This window comes from Agaribacillus sp. DX54, from assembly GCF_056858335.1.
Genome location: NZ_JBXEQE010000020.1, coordinates 109,415 through 129,195, shown reverse-complemented (window position 1 = coordinate 129,195; position 19,781 = coordinate 109,415). Strand labels below are relative to the sequence as shown.

The window sequence follows — 19,781 nt, the reverse complement described above, 5'->3', positions numbered from 1 at the left end:
TTTGTTCTCGGCTGGCAAACAATCACAAAGTTTTTCCCAGGGAATACTTTCATAAAGTTGACCTAACTTACTATTCTTAAATAAATACCATTTGGACGTTAAAAATTGTTCTGGTTGGAAAAGCGCTGCTTGCATCGTAAATTGTAGAGTTAATTGTAATTTGACACTACAATATAACAAGATAAAAACCCCGAAAAAAGCTTATCTCAGCCTATTTCGGGGTTTTTTCTTCCTTGTCAACAAGTTAAGCCCCTGAAAAACAGAAAATTAGAAATTTTCAAGGATGCCCTATGTAGTACGTTTTTGGGGTTTTTATTTCAATATCTAACCTTTAAAAACCCTCAAAAAGCCCTGTAAGGCCATTATGACAAGAAATAATTAATTAGAAGGGAGGCCTACTTATATAATAGACACCAAGACACAAAGAATCCTGCCGAAAACGTTCCGCATCAGCCACGAGATGCTTGCCCACCATACTTTCAAACCCAACACGAACCAACTCACGTTAAACCACCAAACCCGTTGCCTTGGTAATTTTAACTTTATAAACCAACAAATCCCTGCGGAAAAATTTCTTATATCGTTTTTGCACCTCGCCGATAAACTCCTCACGATCATAATCCTTAACCAGGTTAATCGTGGAACCACCAAAGCCCAATCCAGTCATACGTGCTCCTAAAACACTTTTATATTTTTTCACCTCCTCAATTAAAAAGTCCAGTGGTTCAATGCTTACCTCATAATCATTTTTTAACCCCGCATGGGAATCAAACATTTTTTTTCCGAAAGCCTCCATCCGGTTTTTCTTGATGTCCTCACTTCCCTCCAACACGCGCATATTTTCTTTGATCACATAATCACAGCGCCGAAATAACAAAGGGCCCAACTCATCCCGGCATTTCAGCAACATATCCGGTTTACAGTCCCTCAGACTTTTTACTTCCGTGAAATATTTATTTATGATGGCAACCCCCTGCTCACATTCTTTCTTCCGGCGTTTTAATTGCGAATCCGCCAGACTGGTCTTTACCTGCGAGTCAAATAGTATCACCCTGTAATTGGGCAAATCCATTTCAATAAATTCATGGTCGAGCGACTGGCAATCCAGTTTGACAAAGTGGTTGGTTTTTCCAAACATATTGACAAAATGACCTGGCATGCTACCGGGAACACCCACATACCTATTTTCTGCCCTCAAGGCATATTGGGCGATTTGCATGCGGGATAATCCCAGTTCAAAAAGATGATTTAAAAAAAAGGCCGCCCCGCATTGCATGGCTACGGACGAAGACATGCCTGCACTCATTGGAATATCACTGCCCAAAACGCAGTCGAAGCCACCGATTATCAATCCATCTTTCCGGAGTTCACTGACTATACCAAGGATGTAATTGGGCCAGTCTTTTGCCGACTTTTCAAAATTGTCAACATTGAATTCAAAGGATTGATCTAAATTCAGACTATATACACGGCCAACATCACGCTGGTTTTTGGCTACGGCAAAAACCATTTCACGATCAATGGCCGCGGGCATCACGTACCCATTGTTGTAGTCGGTGTGTTCACCGATAAGATTAACCCTTCCAGGTGATCTGAAAAACACCGGATCTGTGCTATACAAGCTTCTAAATTTATTTTCAATCTTTTTAACGAGCATTGAATGATATTAATGTTTCTCATAATACCACCCGCTTATCACCAGAAAAATGCATACAAAAATACCAGGAGTATCATGATAGCAAATGCGCTGATGTTAAATGCAGGTGGCGTTTCAAATAACTTTTTCGCTAGCGGAATAGCTTTTTCATTGACTTTTCCATTGCCTTCAATTTGACTAACGATCAGAATAATAGCAATTGAAAGTAAACAAGTATAAAACATTTGATCCATAAAGGGAAGATTCAGAAACAAAGCCGAATCTGACCATCCGTTGGGTGCGACTTTAAAATACATGGCAATGGGTATAGATAAAATCACGCCCCATATGGCCGCATTGTTGGTTGATTTTTTCCAAAAAAGGCCTGTTACAAATACAGCCAGAATTCCCGGACTCACCACACCTGTATACTCCTGAATAAATTGGAATGCTTGTCCCAGATTTCTCAGCAACGGGGCAATTGAAGCGGCAATGATCAACGAAATAGCTGCGGTGACCCGTCCAATATTCACGGTCTCCTTGTCTGTCGCATTTTTGTTGATATAAGGCCTGTAAATATCCATTGTAAATATAGTAGCAGTAGAATTGAGCATAGAAGCCAGTGAAGAGACAATAGCAGCAGCCAAAGCAGCCAGTACAAGTCCTTTCAACCCTGCCGGAACAAAAGTTTTAATCAACCACGGTGCGGCATTGTCATTTACAATCGCCCCGTCTTCAGGGTTAATAAAGGAAGGATGCATTGAGGCATTGGTAAGGGTGCCGCCGGCATCTACATTCATTACATAAGCTGTGATACCGGGAATGACAACAATCAAAGGAATTAATAACTTCAAGAACGCCGCAAAAGCAATTCCTTTTTGAGACTCTTTCAGACTTTTGGCAGCCAAAGTCCGCTGGATGATGTATTGATTAAAGCCCCAATAATAAAGATTAGCTACCCAAAGCCCCCCTAGCAATACAGATAATCCCGGTAAGTCAAGCCAGGCGTCCTTTCCATTGGGCGTAATAATCTCCCTTTGCGACAGAATCATCGAAAATTTTTCCGGCACTTTATCCATTAAATGGCTTAACCCATTAAAAAACCCTCCCTCCGGTGTAAGTTGATTTAACGCAATGTAGGTGGTAATAAAACCTCCGAATATTAGCAGGACTACTTGTACCACATCAGTCCATGCTACTGCCGATAAGCCACCCCATAGGGAATAAGCGGCTGCAAACAGTGCCAGGCCAATGATACTGCCCACCAGCATTCCTCCGTCCCCATCACCTAAAATAGTGTCGAGTGCTTTAGCCCCCAGGTATAGTACAGAAGTTAAATTCACAAAAACAAAGAGCCCTATCCAGAATACTGCTAATATCGTTTTTAGATTAGTGCTGTACCGTTGCTCAACAAATTCAGGGATGGTATAGAGCTTTCTCTCAATAAAAATCGGCAAAAAATATTTGCCCACTATCAATAAAGTAAGTGCTGCCATCCATTCGTATGAGGCAATCGCCAGGCCGATAGCAAAACCTGAGCCTGACATACCTATGAACTGCTCTGCAGAAATATTGGCAGCGATCAGAGAGGCGCCAATAGCCCACCAGGGCAAAGATTTACCTGCAAGAAAGTAATCCTCGGCATTCTTCTGGTGACCCTTTTTGTCCCTGGAAACCCAAAGTCCCAAGCTGACAATCAACAAAGCATAGCCGACAAAAACTACAATATCAATAGTAGCAAATTCATTCATTTCAATAAATTTTTAGATGAAAAAAGTAAAGTTCGTTTACGGAATAAAAACCAATTTATTGAAAATAATTTAACATCCAAAAATAAGCGTAAAGTGTACGTATATTATCCAAAATACTCCTGAATCCCCGAAAAAAGTGTTTGCACTTTAAGACTTGCCATTATAAAGAGGCCTTTCTGTTTTTTGGCAAAAATCTGGCACAAAAAACAACCTTTTTCGGCAAGTAGTACAGTTTAAACATGATTTTTGGGTTAAATGCAACCCTTTACGAATCTCCAATATACAAAAAACAATTTAATACTATTTTCATTGTTTCTTTTTCGGAAGAAATATTTCGGCCATCATGCAACGTGCGCTGCCCCCTCCAAGGGCCTCAATGGTATGCAAAGGGCTATGGACAATAGGGCAATGCTTTTGAATATCAGCGATTTGCCGTTCGATCAATGAATCGTAAGCAGCAGAAGACATAACCAAAAATCTCTCATTGGCAGCGTTTGAGACTTGTAACATATTGCCAGCAAAGTATCCCTTCTGTTCCTCGCTGATATAGATCACCTCCTTTCCCGTTGCCAGCAGCATGTCAATCACTGTTTTTCTTTCCTGCCGATCATCAATACTGTCAGCACACAAGATAGCAAATTCATCCGCCACACACATCATCACATTGGTATGATAAATGGGCAAACGATCGCCGTCTACATCCTGGTAAGCTTTAAAAAGCACAGGTTTATAGTCAAATCTGGTGCAAAACTCCTGCAAAGCCTCTTCATTGGTGCGCTGTGACAGAGCCGCATAAGCAATTTTATTGACCCTGTCCAGTATCATGCTTCCCGTTCCTTCCAGGTATTTACCCTCACTTTCGTAAAAAGTAAAATCGACCTTTTCAGCCCATGAAAAAGCATAGTTATCTCGCAGAATATCTAGAATATCCTCTCGCCTTTCCAGTCGCCTGTTTTCAGCATACATAGGATAAACAGCCACCCTGCCGTCTTCATGAAAAGATATCCAGTTATTGGGAAAGATCGAATCAGGGGTATCGGGAATCGCTGTGTCATCGACAACAATCACATCGATACCGTGCTCCCTCAAAACCTCTGCAAACCCATCAAATTCCATTTGCGCTTTTTTCTGGATTTCTTCCGCGTTGAGACTACCAATTTTTTTTTGGTAATAGTTGTTTACCGCTGTTTGTTCATTGAATCTGAACTGCACAGGACGGATCATCAATAAAGTAGAAGTAATCTGTTTCTGCATTTTCATTTTTGAGTTATACTCTGAGCAATGGCAGGGTAGAACAACGTAAAAGCCCTTCCATTTTCGCGGTTTCACAATACTTGATCTCTTCCACATGAAATCCCCTTTCCTTTAAAATTCCATTCAGACGCACAAAGCTTTTTGCGGATACAATCACCTCAGGAGAAATGGAAAATACGTTGGAATTCATCCGGTACATTTCTTCCCGGTCAATTTCAATGATACGATCCCTGCCAAAATACCTGACCAAAAACTCAAAATCTTCTTCATGCTTAAAGCCACCTTTGTAAACGATGGCCTGGTCGGTACCAATCGGTTGAAAACAGCAATCGAGGTGCAGCGCATTTTCTTTAGGGTCAACATCGGATTTGTTAAGTTCAAAAGCCTTGACGTCCCGGTTTGGAAACTGTGCACGCAGATAACTCACGCCTGCTTCATTTGTCCTGCTAACCTCATACCGGTCAAAGTCCTCCGCTTTTGAATATCCCACAAACAAAAACTCGTTCCAAGGCATTACATCACCTCCTTCCATTCTGGTATCCTCAGGGGCCTTTAACAGTTGATGAGGGTTGATCATGTCTGTAATATACCGGATCCCTTCCAGTTCTCTGTTACGCTTTTCCAGAATATTCGGGCTGATAAATTTATCATCGATCACAAAACCAATATCCCGGCTAAATATTTGGTTACAATGGGGTACAAGACTGGGGCGGTAGACTTTTACGTGGTATCTTTCCAGCACTTCCCTGAAGCCCGTCATTTCCCGGATTAAATCTTCTTCCTTTGGAAATGTCCCATTGCGAATATGTTCCTTTGATTTGGGGTCGTAGGCAGTATCCAGTGAAGGTGTACCACCAAATTCATCGGCAATACCCAATACTACCGATTTTAATGTCGAGGTTTCGTTGTTTATGTAAATTTCAATCATAAAATGATCACATTTTTCAAAAATGGTCAAATTTAATCATAGGAAATTTATTTACCTTATCCTGCTGATTTTATTTCTACCGGTTTAATCATAATTTGACTGAGGGAGGGGTTGATTTCTATTTAAATTTATCAGATAATTGCATGCCTCATTCCTGAATATTGGAGATCATGGCGGTATTGTTTTGGATGGAGTAATTGGCATGCCACTGATGAGGTAGTTTAATTAAACGGTCGTTTATTATGATGAAAAGTTACCAGGATCTGATTGAACAAACCTTTGATTTTCCTACCAAAGAATTTAAGGTCAAGAAAAACCACCTGTTCTTTCACGATGTTGCCATGCTCGATATTATCAAAAAATATGGTACCCCTCTTAAATTTACCTACCTGCCTAAAATCAGTCAAAACATTCAACATGCCAAGCGGCTTTTTGAATCAGCCATGAAAAAATACCGGTACGACGGAAAATACATCTATAGTTATTGTACCAAGTCTTCCCATTTTTCATTTGTGCTCAAAGAGGCTTTGAAGAACGACATACATATCGAAACCTCCTCGGCTTTTGATATCCCGATTATCAAAAAGTTGCAACAAAGCGGCCATTTGAAAAAGAATACCTACATTATCTGTAATGGATTTAAAAGACCCAAGTATGTGGAGAACATTATCGATTTGCTTAACAATAATTTTAAAAATTGTATTCCCGTACTCGATAATATGAATGAATTGTCTTCCTATTTGGAGCAGGTCAACAAACCTTTTCAGTTGGGCTTAAGGGTGGCTTCCGATGAAGAACCTAATTTTGAGTTCTATACTTCGAGATTAGGTATCCGGTACAATGACATCACTGATTTTTACAAAAACCATATCGCCTCAAACCCTAAAGTAAAGCTAAAACTACTGCATTACTTCATTAACACAGGCATAAAAGATACCGCCTATTACTGGAGTGAACTTAGCCGGTTTATTCACAAATATTGTGAATTAAAGAAGATTTGCCCGGAGTTGGATACCATCGACATAGGTGGCGGTTTTCCCATTAAACTTTCTTTGCAATTTGATTTTGATTTTGAATACATTGTAAATCAGATCATAGAAAACATCAAGTGGATTTGCGATAAAAATCATGTGCCTGTCCCGGATATTCTGACGGAGTTCGGGAGTTACACAGTTGGGGAAAGCGGAGGGTTGCTTTATGCTGTCCTGGATCAGAAATTGCAGAATGAAAAAGAGCTTTGGTACATGATCGATGGCTCATTCATTACCCACTTACCCGATTCCTGGGGGCTAAATCAAAAATACATTTTACTTCCTGTCAATAAATGGCGTGAAACATATCATAAAGTCAACATTGGCGGACTTACATGTGACAGTATGGATTATTATAACGCTGAGGCCCATTCGTCAGAGGTTTTCCTGCCAAAAATCTCCAATGCAGAGCCACTCTATATTGGGTTTTTTCATACGGGTGCCTACCAGGAGGCTTTGGGGGGGTACGGTGGCATCCAACACTGCCTCATTCCCACGCCCAAACATGTGATTATTAACAAAAACAGCAAGGGGGAAATTACCAGTAAGCTGTTTTCCAAAGAGCAAAGTCACGAGGTTATGCTGGATATTCTGGGTTATTGAATTTTGCCCCGCAGTTTCTGCAATATTTCGCATCGATATCATGGCCCTCGGCTGAACAATGGTCACATACATTGTTTTTTCTTTTTTCCATGGAAGCCTGGGTTATTTCTGAAGTAACAATTCCCGTAGGTACAGCAATGATAGCATAACCCAGAAGCATAATAATCGAAGCCAATGCCTGTCCAAGAAAGGTTTGAGGAGCGATATCACCATAGCCAACTGTGGTTAGCGTAACGATGGCCCAATAAACGCTCACAGGAATACTTTTGAAACCGTTTTCCGGTCCCTCTACAAGGTACATCAGGGTTCCCATTACCGTTACAATAATTACAACCGCTCCAAAAAAAACAGTGATTTTATATCTGCTGGCTTTCAGCGCAGCCTGCAACAACCGGCTTTCTCCCAGAAATCTGGCAAGCTTTAATATTCTGAACACCCGCAATAATCTGAAAGTTCGAATCACCATAAGGTATTGACCCCCCGCGAAGAATATGCTAAGATAAGTAGGTAAGATGGCCAGCAGGTCTACAATACCGTAGAAACTGGTGATATAGTATATCGGTTTTCTAACCGAGAGTATCCTGGCGATATATTCGAGTGTAAAAGCAATAGTAAAGCCCCATTCTATGAACCGCAACAGCTCACCATGCTTCACCCTGATGGATTCAACACTTTCGAGCATTACAGCGACAATGCTCAGAAAAATCGCCCATAGTAAGATGACATCAAACTCTTTCCCCCAAAAGGTATAGTGCTCAAAAATTATCTCGTGCATTTTTTGACGCCATGGTGCCCAGTCGGGATTTTTTTCCTCTTTCGGACTTTTTTTGGTGAAAACTTTCATTTTTGAGTGGCAAAAATTGGTTTATCCTTATTAATATAAGCAAAATTGCTGGTAACAGGCAGATGATTCAATACCTTCGCCAGAAATACGGTGTAAATAACATCAAAAAAGTAAACAATTCCAGCCTGCCAAGCAGCATAAGAAAAGCCAGAAACCACTTGGCTGCAGCGGGTAGTGCGGCAAAGTTATCTACAGGTCCCACACTCCCCAGGCCGGGACCAATATTCCCTATGGAAGTGGCTACCGAACCCATAGAAGTTATAAAATCCACACCCAGCAAAGACATCACCACGACCCCTGCCCCGAAAATAAACATATAAATCATTATAAATGCCAGAATGTTGTAGGTGATATGTTCATTGACCGCTTTTCTGTTCAATCTCACCGGTATGACAGCCGAGGGATGAACCTGCCTTTTCAGCTCGAGGAGACTGTTTTTGAAAAGTATGATATGCCGGACTATTTTAACACCACCGGCGGTGGAGCCGGCCATTCCGCCAATGAACATCAAGAGGAAAAACAAAACTGTTAAAAAGGGAGTCCAATTGGTGTAATCGGCCGAAACATATCCCGTGGTGGTGGTAATAGCCACTACCTGAAAAAGACCGTCACGGAAAGACTTTTCCATATCATGATCAGTCACCACAAAAATAGAAATAGCGGTAGCCAGGGTTACAAAAAAAATCAGGCCCACATATTTTCTGAACTCTTCATTCCTCCATACTTTCAAAAAATTTCCCTTCAAAGCAAAGTAGGTCAGTGTAAAATTGGTTCCGGCAAGGAACATAAAGATGATAATAACATATTGCAGATAAGGTGAAAATTCTGCTACGCTGGAGTTTTTAGTAGAAAACCCCCCTGTGGCCATGGTTGTTAAACCATGATTAAGCGCATCGAAGAAGCTTAACCCGCCAAGCATCAGCAGGAGAATTTCAGCGATCGTCAATCCGAAATACAGCAACCATAGCCGTTTGGCAGTTTCCTTGATTCTTGGCTGAAGTTTTTCCGGAGAAATGCCAGGCGCCTCGGCCACAAAAAGTTGCATGCCACCGATGCCCAGTATAGGAAGAATTGCTACCGCCAGCACAATGATACCCATGCCTCCGATCCATTGTGTTAAACTCCTCCAAAGCAGTACCCCTTTAGGTACGGATTCAATATCTGTTAAAATCGAGGCCCCGGTGGTGGTAAAGCCGGAGATGGTTTCAAAAAACGCGTCGGTGAAGCTTGGAATAGTTCCGGTCAATAAATAAGGCAAACTACCAAAAATGGACATTATCAACCAGCCAAATGATACGATCAAATAACCATCCCGCTTCTTCAGTTCCCGGTTTTTCCAGTTTTTGGTACGGTGCCAGGCCAAAAAGCCTGTCACGAAGGTGATGGCAAAGGCAATCAGTATGTTCACCCAGTCACCCTCCCAAAAATAGATAGAAAACGGAAAGCAAAATAACATAAAACCTCCGGATATCATCAGGAGAATCCCTAATATATTGATGATTATACCAAAGTTAAATTTCATGGATTAGCTGGTAAAATTGCGAGGTCAGGATATGGATAAGACCGGTCATGGAGGTAATATTGCGGGTTTAATTAAAAAAAGTTTCCACTGAACGAATACAATTTGGGCGGGCCAGCACCACCACCCGGTCTTTAGGTTTGAATTGAAAATTTCCCAGGGTGACATATCCTTCACCACGCCTGATAACCCCACCAATGACAGCCGCTGCAGGAAAATTTAAATCTTTTAATTCATGCTTGGTGATTTTTGAATTTTCCTGCACCTCAAATTCCAGCACCTCCGCATCCACACCATGAATGCTGGTCAGCGACAATACCTGACCTTTTCTGACATAGCGGAAGATAAAATTGGCGGCAATCAGTTTTTTATTGATCATCGTATCCACACCAATATCTTGTGAAATCTGAATATAATCTATATTTTCCACCAGGGAAATGGTTTTTTTTACATGGTGTTTTTTGGCCACCAAACTGGAAATGATGTTTGTTTCGGAATTACCGGTAACAGCCACAAAAGCGTCCATCTCTTCTATTCCTTCATCTTCCAATAACTCAATGTTACGGCCATCACCATTGATTACCAATGTTTCCTTTAACTGGTCGGCCAGTTCGAAGGCTTTTTCCTTATCCCTTTCAATCAGTTTTACGTTGTATTTTTTGCTTAGCCTTTTGGCAGCATTGATACCCACCTTGCTGCCGCCGAGAATCATTACATTTTTGATTTGTATACTCTCGTTTCCTGTAAGGGAAATAAGTTTGTCAACAACATCCGGGCATACAATAAAATACGCATGATCGTCTTTTTGAAACCGGTTGTTACCCCTGGGGATAATGGTCTCGTTATTTCTTAAAATGGCCACTGTGACAAAGTTCTGATAGGGATCCAGTGAAGATGCTTCCGCGATGGTTTTATTGTTAAGTACGCTATCTTTCTGTATCGATAACCCTATCATCGAAAGCATACCGCTGCTAAAATCAAAGGTGTCGGTCAGGGCCGCTTCCTTGAGCAAACGTTCAATTTCTTTTGCTGCCAGGGACTCGGGAGAGATTATCTCATCAATACCGATGGTTTTCAGATTTAGTACATCTTTTCTCTGAAGATATTCAAGATTCTCAATTCTCGATACGGTTTTTTTGGCCCCCAGATTCTTGGCAATAATGGCCGTAGCAATGTTGGTTTCTTCGGTGGAAGTAGCACAGATCACCAAATCCGCCTTTTCAACCATGGCATCTTGTAGTACTTTCAACGAGGTGGAACTTCCTTTGATAGTGGCTACGTCCAGGTGGCTGGCCACGTAATCCAGCTTTTCCTTATCTTTGTCAATAAGAATGATATCCTGTTCCTCGTAGGCCAGAAGTTTGGCAATATGAAAACCAACCTCTCCCGCTCCGGCAATGATGATCCTCATGGGTGATAAATATCAAAATTTCTGCTTTGCAATACAAGTATATAAAAAATCTTTTACTCAAATAAAATTATTCTTATGCCTGCTAAGCAAATGAATAAGAGCCTTTTGTCATTCTTTGATATCTGCATAATGCCGGTTTAAGGCCAAAGCTTTCATGGTATCTATTTCCTGCCCTTCAAAAGTGATCATCGCCGGAATTACATCAACTGTGAGGCATGAATGAACCGGAACAATATACATGAGATCGCCGACTTGAAAATTTTCCCAAAAAGTCGGGCTGATTTTGACAATACCATGTTCCTGCGACAGGGATTTGGCATAACAGTCGGGTAACGGTTGTCCCCACCCTTCAACGCCCATCGTTACCACCCTGCCAAAATAGTTATGGCCATGGCTGTCTTTCAGGCTATCTTTAGAAAAATGCACCGCCCCCCCGTAGATAATAATTTCACCTCTTTCTTTATGTTTAGCTACAATAGGGCAGGCGACTACCACGGCTATGTCTTCCCACTGACAGGACCCAATACCCTTTTGTGCCAGGTCATAGTAGATAAAATTACCAGGCCTGATTTCATCAACACCCTGAAAGTTCTCCGCCAGACTCATACTTGGCGTATCCCCTATGGATACAATCAGATCGGGATACAGATCATTGAAGTATGATTTCAGCTTTACCATTTTACTTCTGGTATCCTCGTGAATGGCCAGGATTTCTTCTCTCGAACTTGCTTGATAGGAATGGCCTGCATGGGCTAAAAACCCCTTAAACCGTACTTTATCAACAGTTACCAAGGTATCGGCAAGTTGGTTTATCCGTTCGATATCTCCTGCTTCAATTCCGGTACGATGATATCCTGTATCAATCTTAACAAAAACGCCTAAAGGGGAAACCAAAGCTTTTTCCAGGGCTCCTATATGGGCGGTTGACTCAACCAGAATGTTTAAACTGATTTTTGCCGCGAGGTTGTTCACCTTGTCCATCTCCCTCATATTTAAAGGGAAGGCTACGGTAATGTCATCCCAACCATGCTGCGAAAAATAAGTGGCCATGTCTAAAGACGAAACCGTAATTGAGCGTATGCCGGCTGCTTTGTACCAACCGCCTACAACTGCCGACTGGTGCGTTTTGAAGTGGGGACGCAAATGCACATGGTGATCCTCAGCCTTTTTTACCATCCTTTGAATATTTCTCTGGCACACCCTTTGATTAACAATTAATGTGGGCGTGTCAATATTTTCTTCTTCAAATTTTAGCATGACCGTTAGAATAATAAATTGTAGTTAAGTGGTTTAAATTAGGATTTTTCCTATCTTTATTAATTTATAAGGAAAACTAAAATTAGTATATAATGAGATATTTAACCTTCTTTTCAAAAATTACTTTCATAATTTTTATCAGTTTTGGATTAGCCGCTCAGGCAGATGCCGACAATGGCATAGTGGTAAAGTCTACGAATTACACGATTGATAAAAGTTCCGGGGAAAAAACAAAACTGGGGAACAATACCATGTATTTTACCCGGGACAAGCTCATGATCAAACAAAAAGATCAGAATGGAAAGTCCACTACCGTAATCTTTTATGGTAACAAAAACGAAATGGTGGTTTTCCTCAATTCAAAGGAGTATATCGTCATTGATGAAGCACAAATGGCCATGATAAAACAACAGTTAGAAAGCGTCAGGGCTATGATGGAACAAATGAAGGCTAATATGACCGACGAGCAAAAAAAGATGATGGATAAAAACTTTCCGGGTAAAAATGGTAAAAAAGTGACTACTACCTATCAAAAAGATGGATCGAAAACCATCAATGGCTGGACAAGCAGTAAATATTTGGCTTTGGAGAATGGAAATAAGGTAAGTGAACTCTATATAGCCTCTTACAGTACTTTGGGCGTGTCAAAGGCAGATTTTACAGCCATGGAAAAGCTGATGCAGTTTTTTAGAAAACATCTGGCGGATATCAGCGATCAGTTTAACATGGGGAGTGATACCGGTTTTATGGCGCTTACGGGCGACAACCCTGCCTTTAACTCAGGTGTACCTGTTAAAGTTACCACTTTTGAAGGTGGCAAAGCAACAAGTGATACGATAATTGAAAGTGTTGAAAAAAAGGCTTTAGGCGAAGATTTATTTGCTATACCAGGCCATATGCAGAAAAAAGATCTGGGCCAGATGTTTCAAGGAGGATTCGGTGGGTAACCAAATCCAGTGAGCGACAAAGTGGCCATATTGTTTAAGATATGGCCTTTTTATTGTTTTTTTAAGCTAAGCTGGTGCTAGTCTGTCACCTCTACACCATTCCAAAACGCTACGTAATTTTCTATTTGCTTTGCGGCATGTTTGGCTTCGGGATAATACCAGGCCGCATCGGGGTTAACATCCCCATTGACCTCAATATTGTAATAACTTGCCATTCCCTTCCAGGGACAGGTAGTATGATTATCGCTACCCTTAAAATATTCCTTATTGATTGATCCGGGTGGAAAGTATTTGTTTCCTTCCACTTCTACTACATCATCACTCTCAGCGAGCACCACCCCATTCCAAATTGCTTTAGCCATATTTTTAATTTTTAAATTGTTTTTTGAATAATGATAATTTAACAATAATCGAAAGAAAATCGATCCCAAAGATGAACAAAATCTCAAATTATTTTGTCTTATGAGTCATCGGTTAATAATAAAAGAATAATTTTGAAGTGCACGCTTTGACTATTACAAAAATGCCATGAATAAAGTTAAAGGAAAAATAGGGGTTTTGTTGGTAAACCTGGGAACACCCGATAGTCCGGAAACAAAAGATGTCAGAAAGTATCTCAGGGAGTTTTTAATGGATAAGAGGGTAATTGACATCCCTTTTATCACCCGCTGGATGTTGGTAAATCTGATCATTGCCCCTTTCCGTGCCCCCAAATCGGCCAAAGTATATAAGGAACTGTGGGAGGAGCGCGGTTCTCCTTTATTGTTTTATGGTGAAGATGTCCAAAAACTGCTTCAGGAGGCGCTGGGTAATCGATATATAGTTGAATTGGCCATGCGTTATCAAAAACCTTCGATTAAAGATGGTCTGTTAAACTTAATGAACCGGCAAGTAGGTGAAATCATCATTATTCCTCTTTTCCCCCAATATGCTTCAGCTACTACAGGCTCAGTGATCGACAAGGTGATGGAAATAAGTAAAGAATGGCAAATAATTCCAAATCTCAGGTTTGTAAGTAACTTTGTCAACAATGATTTATTCATAAGCGCATTTGCAGCAATTGGCAAAAAATACATGGATCGAACCGACTATGATCATGTTATTTTCAGCTATCATGGAATCCCCGAGCGGCAAATAAAAAAAGGCTCTGTAGACAATTATTGCCGGCTGGCGGATTGCTGTAGCGTTTATCACAAAAAAAACCGGTTTTGTTACCGGGCTCAATGCTTTCATACTTCCAGGCTCCTGGCTGAAAAACTGGATTTGGATGAGAGCCGGTATACGGTTTCTTTTCAATCCAGGCTGGGTAAAGACCCCTGGATACAGCCCTATACGGATGACATAATCAAGCAACTACCCAGGGAAGGGAAAAAAAAGGTGCTGGCCTTTTCGCCAGCCTTTATTGCAGATTGCCTGGAAACCACCATAGAGGTGGGCGATGAGTTTAAGGAAATATTCATGGAAGAAGGCGGGGAGCACTGGCAGTTAGTAGAAAGCCTGAATGACCACCCGCTTTGGATTGAATGCCTGAAATCTTTAGTCATTCAAAATGAGACGGAGGTAGTAACCTCGTAGTATTTCTCCTGTGCCCACCAATATTTACACATTAACCTTGTAGAACTCCGCAAGTTTTTCTACGGTATAATCGATTTCTTCAGCAGTATTATACTTACTGAATGAAAACCTTATGGCACCTCTGTTCGGATCAGTTTTCAAAGCTGTTAGAACATGTGACCCTGCGTTGCTGCCACTGGAACAAGCACTACCACCCGAGGCACTTATTTTGTTAATATCCAGGTTAAATAATAACATTTCATTGTCACCTGATTCAGGAAGACATACGTTCAATACTGTGTACAGGCTTTTGTCACTTTCACAACCACCGTTAAAGCCAATCCCAGGTATGGCTTCTTTCAGTGATCTTATCATTCTTGTTTTAAGGCCTTGAATGTGTTTTCTGTGCTGGTCCATGTTCTCATAAGCCACCTCCATGGCCCTGACCAGCCCAATGATACCGCAAACATTTTCCGTCCCGCCCCGCATATTTCTTTCCTGAGCCCCTCCATAAATGAAGGGATGTATTTTATGGTCTCTGTTGACATACAAAAACCCAACTCCTTTCGGCCCGTGAAATTTATGGGCTGATCCTACAATACACTGGATGTTTAATTGCTGAAGGTCATGGACATAATGACCCATGGTTTGTACGGTGTCTGAATGAAAAACAGCCCCATATTCTTTACATAATTCACTAACTGCGGCAATATCGGTTATGTTGGCTATTTCATTATTGGCATGCATCAACGAAACGAGGGACTTGCTGTTTTGTTGAAGTAGTTGCTCCAGATGATTGAAGTCGATATAACCTTCTTCCAGAAGATTAACGTAACTCAACTTGACTTTTCCCTGTTTTTCGAGATGTTCCATGGTATGCATTACGGCATGATGCTCTACGCGGGAAGTGATACAATGTTGTATGTCTAGCGTTTCGACAGAACATCTGATGGCAGTATTGTCGGCTTCCGTGCCACCTGATGTAAAAAAAATCTCAGATGGTGTGGTATTTAGCAGGTCGGCTATGGTTTTACGGCTTTTTTCAATGGCGGCCTTCGCTTCTCTGCCGTGGGTATGAATTGAAGATGGGTTGCCAAAGATACTCGTAAAATACGGTTTCATGGCCTCGAATACCTGCACATCAACCGGAGTAGTGGCAGCATTATCCAGATAAACTCTCATTGTTGTTTGAATTATTTGTTGGGTTATTGTTTATGTTATTCCACCTTTGTAGTAATTATTTCCTTAATGTCGGAAATAATTTTATTGGCTAGATTATCTGCAGTTGCTAAAAGTGAAGATTCTGCATAAATGCGGATAATTGGTTCAGTGTTAGACTTTCTGAGATGCACCCATTCTTTGTCAAACTCAATTTTTACTCCATCGGTGGTATTTATGGGTTGTCTTGAGTATTTGTCTTTCACCCGGTTCAAGACATTATCGACATCGATTTCCGGAGTAAGCTCAATTTTGTTTTTGGAAATCTGATAATTAGGGTAAATACCTCTCAAATGTGTTATTGACTTGCCAAATTTTGCCAGATGGGTTAAAAATAAGGCTATACCTACCAGGGCATCCCGCCCATAATGCAATTCGGGATAGATAATACCGCCGTTACCTTCTCCGCCAATCACGGCCTGATTTTTTTTCATAGCCTCTACCACGTTGACCTCACCCACGGCTGCGGCAGCATAATTACCACCGTGCTTCTCAGTCACATCTCTTAGAGCCCTGGTAGAAGAAAGATTGGATACCGTATTGCCTTTCTTTTGGCTTAACACATAGTCTGCCACAGCCACCAAAGTATATTCTTCACCAAACGGCGTGCCATCGTTATTTATCAGGGCCAGCCTGTCAACATCCGGATCAACCACAATGCCTAAATCATATTGCCCCTTTTGCATTTCAGTACAGATGTGTGTAAGATTCTCCGGCAGAGGTTCAGGATTATGCGGAAATTGTCCATTAGGCTCACAATAGATCTCCTTGACCCTATCTACACCCAGGGCCTTTAACAACCTGGGCACGGCAATGCCCCCCGTAGAATTAACCGCATCGACCACCACTGAGAAGTTACTTTGCCTGATAGCTTCTGCATCTACCAATGGAAGTGCTGCTATCATCTCAATATGGCTGTCAATGTAGCTGTCATTCTTGGTATAGAAGCCTAATTTGTTTACACCGGCAAATTCAAATGTTTCCTCCGCAGCAATATTCAAAACATCTGCACCGTCTTTGGCCGATATAAACTCCCCCTTATGATTGAGCAGTTTAAGCGCATTCCATTGTACAGGATTATGGCTGGCAGTAAGTATTATTCCACCTCCGGCCTTTTCCAAAGGTACAGCAATTTCTACCGTGGGCGTGGTTGACAACCCCAGATCGATCACATCTATACCAAGCCCCTGCAAGGTGCCAACCACCAGACGGGTAAACATATCGCCAGATGGTCTGGCATCTCTGCCAATCACGATTTTCCGAATGTCCGTATGCTTAACCGCCCATGTGCCAAACGCTGCTGTAAATTTTACGACATCCAGCGGCGTTAATGAATTTCCTGCACTTCCGCCAATCGTTCCCCTTATTCCCGAAATAGACTTGATTAAAGACACCTGATAAAATATTTATTTTACTTTGAACAAAAGTAAATAAAATATTTATTAATTGAGTGAGGTAGCTGGTAGATAAGCTAAAATTTTGACATGACCTTGTTTACCTCGGAATCAGGGTTGGCACATGCTTCTCCGGCCGCTACATCTTTTCCGCAGTATCCACAGGTTCCCCCTTCTTTCTGTAAAAACGGGCTCTGCGAAGCACAAGTACCTTTAAATTCTCCATTCTTCAAAAAAATCAACCTCACCGACATGAGAATAAAAAACAGTGCAAGAAATCCTATTCCTAATAAAACCGTTGCCATAACTAAATTTATTTATGCAAATTTACATAATCGATAGTATAACACATAACCTAAGCCGAAAGTTTCTTTAAAACACAAAAGATATACAAATGATATGGCTAAAATAAAGGCAAAAAAAGATAAAAACAGGGAGGCAAAACTGGCCGCTTTTGACAGATTGCTAACCATTATGGACGAGCTACGGGAAAACTGTCCCTGGGACCGGAAACAAACAATGGAAAGCCTGAGACATTTGACTATTGAAGAAACCTATGAACTGTCAGACGCGATCATTGAAAATGACATGGAAGAAATAAAAAAGGAACTTGGTGATATCACACTGCATATGATTTTTTATGCGCGTATCGCTTCTGAATCCAACCAGTTCGATATAGGCGATGTGTTAAATGCAGTCTCTGAAAAATTGATCAGGAGGCATCCCCATATCTATGGCGATACGGTGGTAGAAAATGAAGAGGAGGTAAAACAAAACTGGGAAAAAATTAAATTAAGAGAAAAAGGTAACAAATCGGTTCTGGGTGGGGTTCCTGGCTCCCTGCCCGCCTTGGTTAAGGCAATGCGTATTCAGGAAAAGGCCCGTGGAGTGGGGTTCGATTGGGAAAAAAAGGAGCAGGTTTGGAAAAAGGTGGAAGAAGAAATGAGTGAATTCGAGGCTGAGCATAATGTGAAAAATGGCAAACCATTGAATCAGCAAAAAGCACAGGAAGAATTTGGAGATTTGTTATTTTCACTTATTAATTATGCCCGCTTCATCGGTATCAACCCTGAAGAAGCCCTGGAAAAAACAAACAAAAAGTTTATCAGGCGATTCAATTTCCTGGAAACAGCCTCCCGGCAGGATGGTAAGAACATAGCAGATATGACCTTGTCAGAAATGGATGAATACTGGGAGAAGGCCAAGAAGCTTTAGCCACCCAAGGATTTTCGTTTTTCCTCCCGGGAGGTACTTATTCATAAAATATCCGGTTTTTGGAAAAACATCGGTGGAAATGGTAATAAAAATGGGTTTTAACTGGTTTTAGTCGTTGTTTATTGGGTCATCTCCTTTTCCAATATAATTTTTCAATTCGCTATTTTGGTAGAAATCATAGTGAACAATCAACCAAAGCTTTTCAACTTCATCTTCTGTTTTGAAAATCTTTCTTGCTACCAACCTGTCATCTTTATCGTATATAAGTTGTTCTGTTATTGTCATGAAACCATTCTGATGGATTTCCTTCCTTTCAACAACCCCCAGTTTACTGAATAATCTGATCACATCTTTTTTGTCCTGCCCCGGATAGCGAATCACAATCCTTTTTAAAGAATTTACCCGGTTTAGGTCATAGACAAAACGGCAGTTTTTAAGCTTCCAATCTGTTGTTTTAAAGTAGGCTCTTTTTACTACTTTGTTGTCATAAGTCCTGTACCCCCAATTAGCCTGTTGGTTGATGAGATGATGCAAACTAAAGGCTTCTACATAATTGTCATGAATATGAATGGCAACCTGCTCATCAAAGTCTATCGATTTCGTTTCCCCATTTAAAAAAAATTCTTTGAGATATAATAGTTCGCCTGGCTTGTCAGCTAAATAAACTTTTTCAGATTTTACCGAATTTTCAATAGTATGGATATTGTCCACGTATTTTATACCTATTCCTTCTAATACCGAATGGCTGTATGTTTCAAACTCCTCTCCAGAAGACCCTCCCTCACCTTCCTGGCCCAATACCCCAGCTACCACACCATCTACGGCGCCCAACACCATTGCTTCACCAGGATTTGCCCCCCGTGATCCTTCATTAATCCTTTCCCCCACAATAACGGCATCAAGCCCCAGGTGCTGCGCTTTTGTTCTCAATTGTGCTGCCAGGTGCTGCGTTCTGAGGTGCCCTCTGACCGATACCCTCACTAAGCCTGCTTCAATATATGGTCGTTCAGGCTTCAAATCATCCGGGAAATAAATCCTGGTATAATCTTGTTTTTGTTCTTTCAGCGGAATTTCCGTGAAATACTGGATATCGTCCTGGTAGAAACGGATTGGATTACATTGTTGAAAAATTATCATTACAATAAATCCGGAAAGAAGGTAGTGTTGACGGGCATTCATAATCTAAGCAGGTTTGTTTTTACCTGAATAAGCTCAAATA

At 41.1% G+C, this 19,781-nt stretch carries 17 protein-coding genes; 4 read left to right on the top strand and 13 right to left on the bottom strand.

The window, feature by feature from the left end; translation table 11 throughout:
• Positions 1–505: 505 nt before the first annotated feature.
• The 4 genes from galK to AC04NP_RS19875 form a co-directional block, all read right to left on the bottom strand.
• Complete coding sequence (gene galK, locus AC04NP_RS19890) at positions 506–1,657, bottom strand: galactokinase (RefSeq protein WP_482861686.1); 1,152 nt, start codon at positions 1,655–1,657, stop codon at positions 506–508.
• Positions 1,658–1,695: 38 nt separating this feature from the next.
• Positions 1,696–3,387 carry a sodium/sugar symporter gene (locus AC04NP_RS19885; RefSeq protein ID WP_482861685.1) on the bottom strand — a complete coding sequence of 564 codons (1,692 nt, stop codon included), beginning with the start codon at positions 3,385–3,387 and terminating at the stop codon, positions 1,696–1,698.
• Between the two features lie 306 nt (positions 3,388–3,693).
• Positions 3,694–4,647: a citrulline utilization hydrolase CtlX gene (ctlX, locus tag AC04NP_RS19880; RefSeq protein WP_482861684.1), complete on the bottom strand. Its 954-nt coding sequence runs from the start codon at positions 4,645–4,647 to the stop codon at positions 3,694–3,696.
• A 7-nt stretch (positions 4,648–4,654) separates the two neighbouring features.
• Complete coding sequence (locus tag AC04NP_RS19875) at positions 4,655–5,569, bottom strand: dimethylarginine dimethylaminohydrolase family protein (protein WP_482861683.1); 915 nt, start codon at positions 5,567–5,569, stop codon at positions 4,655–4,657.
• Positions 5,570–5,814: 245 nt separating this feature from the next.
• On the opposite strand from AC04NP_RS19875, the gene AC04NP_RS19870 reads away from it, so the two are divergent.
• On the top strand, positions 5,815–7,203 hold the full coding sequence (locus AC04NP_RS19870) for a type III PLP-dependent enzyme domain-containing protein (RefSeq protein WP_482861688.1): 1,389 nt from the start codon (positions 5,815–5,817) through the stop codon (positions 7,201–7,203).
• On the opposite strand, the gene AC04NP_RS19865 is transcribed toward AC04NP_RS19870, so the two are convergent.
• From AC04NP_RS19865 to AC04NP_RS19850, 4 genes are all read right to left on the bottom strand, one after another.
• Entirely contained in the window at positions 7,178–8,047 is an 870-nt protein-coding gene (locus AC04NP_RS19865) for an ion transporter (RefSeq protein ID WP_482861682.1), read from the bottom strand. The genes AC04NP_RS19870 and AC04NP_RS19865 overlap by 26 nt on opposite strands.
• Positions 8,048–8,114: 67 nt before the next feature.
• Positions 8,115–9,569: a TrkH family potassium uptake protein gene (locus AC04NP_RS19860; RefSeq protein ID WP_482861681.1), complete on the bottom strand. Its 1,455-nt coding sequence runs from the start codon at positions 9,567–9,569 to the stop codon at positions 8,115–8,117.
• A gap of 67 nt (positions 9,570–9,636) precedes the next feature.
• Positions 9,637–10,977, bottom strand: a complete 1,341-nt coding sequence (trkA, locus tag AC04NP_RS19855; RefSeq protein WP_482861680.1) for a Trk system potassium transporter TrkA — start codon at positions 10,975–10,977, stop codon at positions 9,637–9,639.
• 108 nt (positions 10,978–11,085) lie between these two features.
• Positions 11,086–12,234 carry an alanine racemase gene (locus AC04NP_RS19850; RefSeq protein WP_482861679.1) on the bottom strand — a complete coding sequence of 383 codons (1,149 nt, stop codon included), beginning with the start codon at positions 12,232–12,234 and terminating at the stop codon, positions 11,086–11,088.
• Between the two features lie 92 nt (positions 12,235–12,326).
• Between AC04NP_RS19850 and AC04NP_RS19845 the strand changes: the two genes are divergently transcribed.
• Positions 12,327–13,181 carry a hypothetical protein gene (locus AC04NP_RS19845; RefSeq protein ID WP_482861678.1) on the top strand — a complete coding sequence of 285 codons (855 nt, stop codon included), beginning with the start codon at positions 12,327–12,329 and terminating at the stop codon, positions 13,179–13,181.
• A 77-nt stretch (positions 13,182–13,258) separates the two neighbouring features.
• Here the strand turns inward: AC04NP_RS19845 and AC04NP_RS19840 are convergent, their stop codons facing one another.
• Positions 13,259–13,543 carry a DUF427 domain-containing protein gene (locus tag AC04NP_RS19840; protein WP_482861677.1) on the bottom strand — a complete coding sequence of 95 codons (285 nt, stop codon included), beginning with the start codon at positions 13,541–13,543 and terminating at the stop codon, positions 13,259–13,261.
• A 166-nt stretch (positions 13,544–13,709) separates the two neighbouring features.
• Here AC04NP_RS19840 and hemH point away from each other — a divergent pair, with 166 nt between their 5' ends.
• Positions 13,710–14,756 (top strand): ferrochelatase, encoded by a 1,047-nt coding sequence (hemH, locus tag AC04NP_RS19835; RefSeq protein ID WP_482861676.1) that lies wholly within the window; start codon positions 13,710–13,712, stop codon positions 14,754–14,756.
• A 24-nt stretch (positions 14,757–14,780) separates the two neighbouring features.
• Here hemH and AC04NP_RS19830 read toward each other — a convergent pair whose 3' ends face one another.
• The 3 genes from AC04NP_RS19830 to AC04NP_RS19820 form a co-directional block, all read right to left on the bottom strand.
• Positions 14,781–15,917 (bottom strand): cysteine desulfurase family protein, encoded by a 1,137-nt coding sequence (locus AC04NP_RS19830; RefSeq protein WP_482861675.1) that lies wholly within the window; start codon positions 15,915–15,917, stop codon positions 14,781–14,783.
• A 35-nt stretch (positions 15,918–15,952) separates the two neighbouring features.
• A complete protein-coding gene (gene glmM / locus AC04NP_RS19825) occupies positions 15,953–17,347 on the bottom strand; it encodes a phosphoglucosamine mutase (protein WP_482861674.1) in 1,395 nt (464 codons plus the stop codon).
• A 77-nt stretch (positions 17,348–17,424) separates the two neighbouring features.
• On the bottom strand, positions 17,425–17,652 hold the full coding sequence (locus AC04NP_RS19820) for a hypothetical protein (RefSeq protein WP_482861673.1): 228 nt from the start codon (positions 17,650–17,652) through the stop codon (positions 17,425–17,427).
• A gap of 94 nt (positions 17,653–17,746) precedes the next feature.
• Here AC04NP_RS19820 and mazG point away from each other — a divergent pair, with 94 nt between their 5' ends.
• A complete protein-coding gene (gene mazG / locus AC04NP_RS19815) occupies positions 17,747–18,562 on the top strand; it encodes a nucleoside triphosphate pyrophosphohydrolase (protein ID WP_482861672.1) in 816 nt (271 codons plus the stop codon).
• 108 nt (positions 18,563–18,670) lie between these two features.
• Here the strand turns inward: mazG and AC04NP_RS19810 are convergent, their stop codons facing one another.
• Positions 18,671–19,741 carry a hypothetical protein gene (locus AC04NP_RS19810; RefSeq protein ID WP_482861671.1) on the bottom strand — a complete coding sequence of 357 codons (1,071 nt, stop codon included), beginning with the start codon at positions 19,739–19,741 and terminating at the stop codon, positions 18,671–18,673.
• Between the last annotated feature and the right edge of the window lie 40 nt (positions 19,742–19,781).

Coding starts and splice junctions, on each gene's coding strand:
- AC04NP_RS19830 (WP_482861675.1), bottom strand. CDS start 15,917: ATGAGAGTTTATCTGGATAATGCTGCCACTACTCCGGTTGATGTGCAG.
- trkA (WP_482861680.1), bottom strand. CDS start 10,977: ATGAGGATCATCATTGCCGGAGCGGGAGAGGTTGGTTTTCATATTGCC.
- mazG (WP_482861672.1), top strand. CDS start 17,747: ATGGCTAAAATAAAGGCAAAAAAAGATAAAAACAGGGAGGCAAAACTG.
- AC04NP_RS19865 (WP_482861682.1), bottom strand. CDS start 8,047: ATGAAAGTTTTCACCAAAAAAAGTCCGAAAGAGGAAAAAAATCCCGAC.
- AC04NP_RS19840 (WP_482861677.1), bottom strand. CDS start 13,543: ATGGCTAAAGCAATTTGGAATGGGGTGGTGCTCGCTGAGAGTGATGAT.
- AC04NP_RS19870 (WP_482861688.1), top strand. CDS start 5,815: ATGAAAAGTTACCAGGATCTGATTGAACAAACCTTTGATTTTCCTACC.
- AC04NP_RS19850 (WP_482861679.1), bottom strand. CDS start 12,234: ATGCTAAAATTTGAAGAAGAAAATATTGACACGCCCACATTAATTGTT.
- AC04NP_RS19860 (WP_482861681.1), bottom strand. CDS start 9,569: ATGAAATTTAACTTTGGTATAATCATCAATATATTAGGGATTCTCCTG.
- AC04NP_RS19885 (WP_482861685.1), bottom strand. CDS start 3,387: ATGAATGAATTTGCTACTATTGATATTGTAGTTTTTGTCGGCTATGCT.
- hemH (WP_482861676.1), top strand. CDS start 13,710: ATGAATAAAGTTAAAGGAAAAATAGGGGTTTTGTTGGTAAACCTGGGA.
- AC04NP_RS19875 (WP_482861683.1), bottom strand. CDS start 5,569: ATGATTGAAATTTACATAAACAACGAAACCTCGACATTAAAATCGGTA.
- AC04NP_RS19820 (WP_482861673.1), bottom strand. CDS start 17,652: ATGGCAACGGTTTTATTAGGAATAGGATTTCTTGCACTGTTTTTTATT.
- galK (WP_482861686.1), bottom strand. CDS start 1,657: ATGCTCGTTAAAAAGATTGAAAATAAATTTAGAAGCTTGTATAGCACA.
- ctlX (WP_482861684.1), bottom strand. CDS start 4,647: ATGAAAATGCAGAAACAGATTACTTCTACTTTATTGATGATCCGTCCT.
- AC04NP_RS19845 (WP_482861678.1), top strand. CDS start 12,327: ATGAGATATTTAACCTTCTTTTCAAAAATTACTTTCATAATTTTTATC.
- AC04NP_RS19810 (WP_482861671.1), bottom strand. CDS start 19,741: ATGAATGCCCGTCAACACTACCTTCTTTCCGGATTTATTGTAATGATA.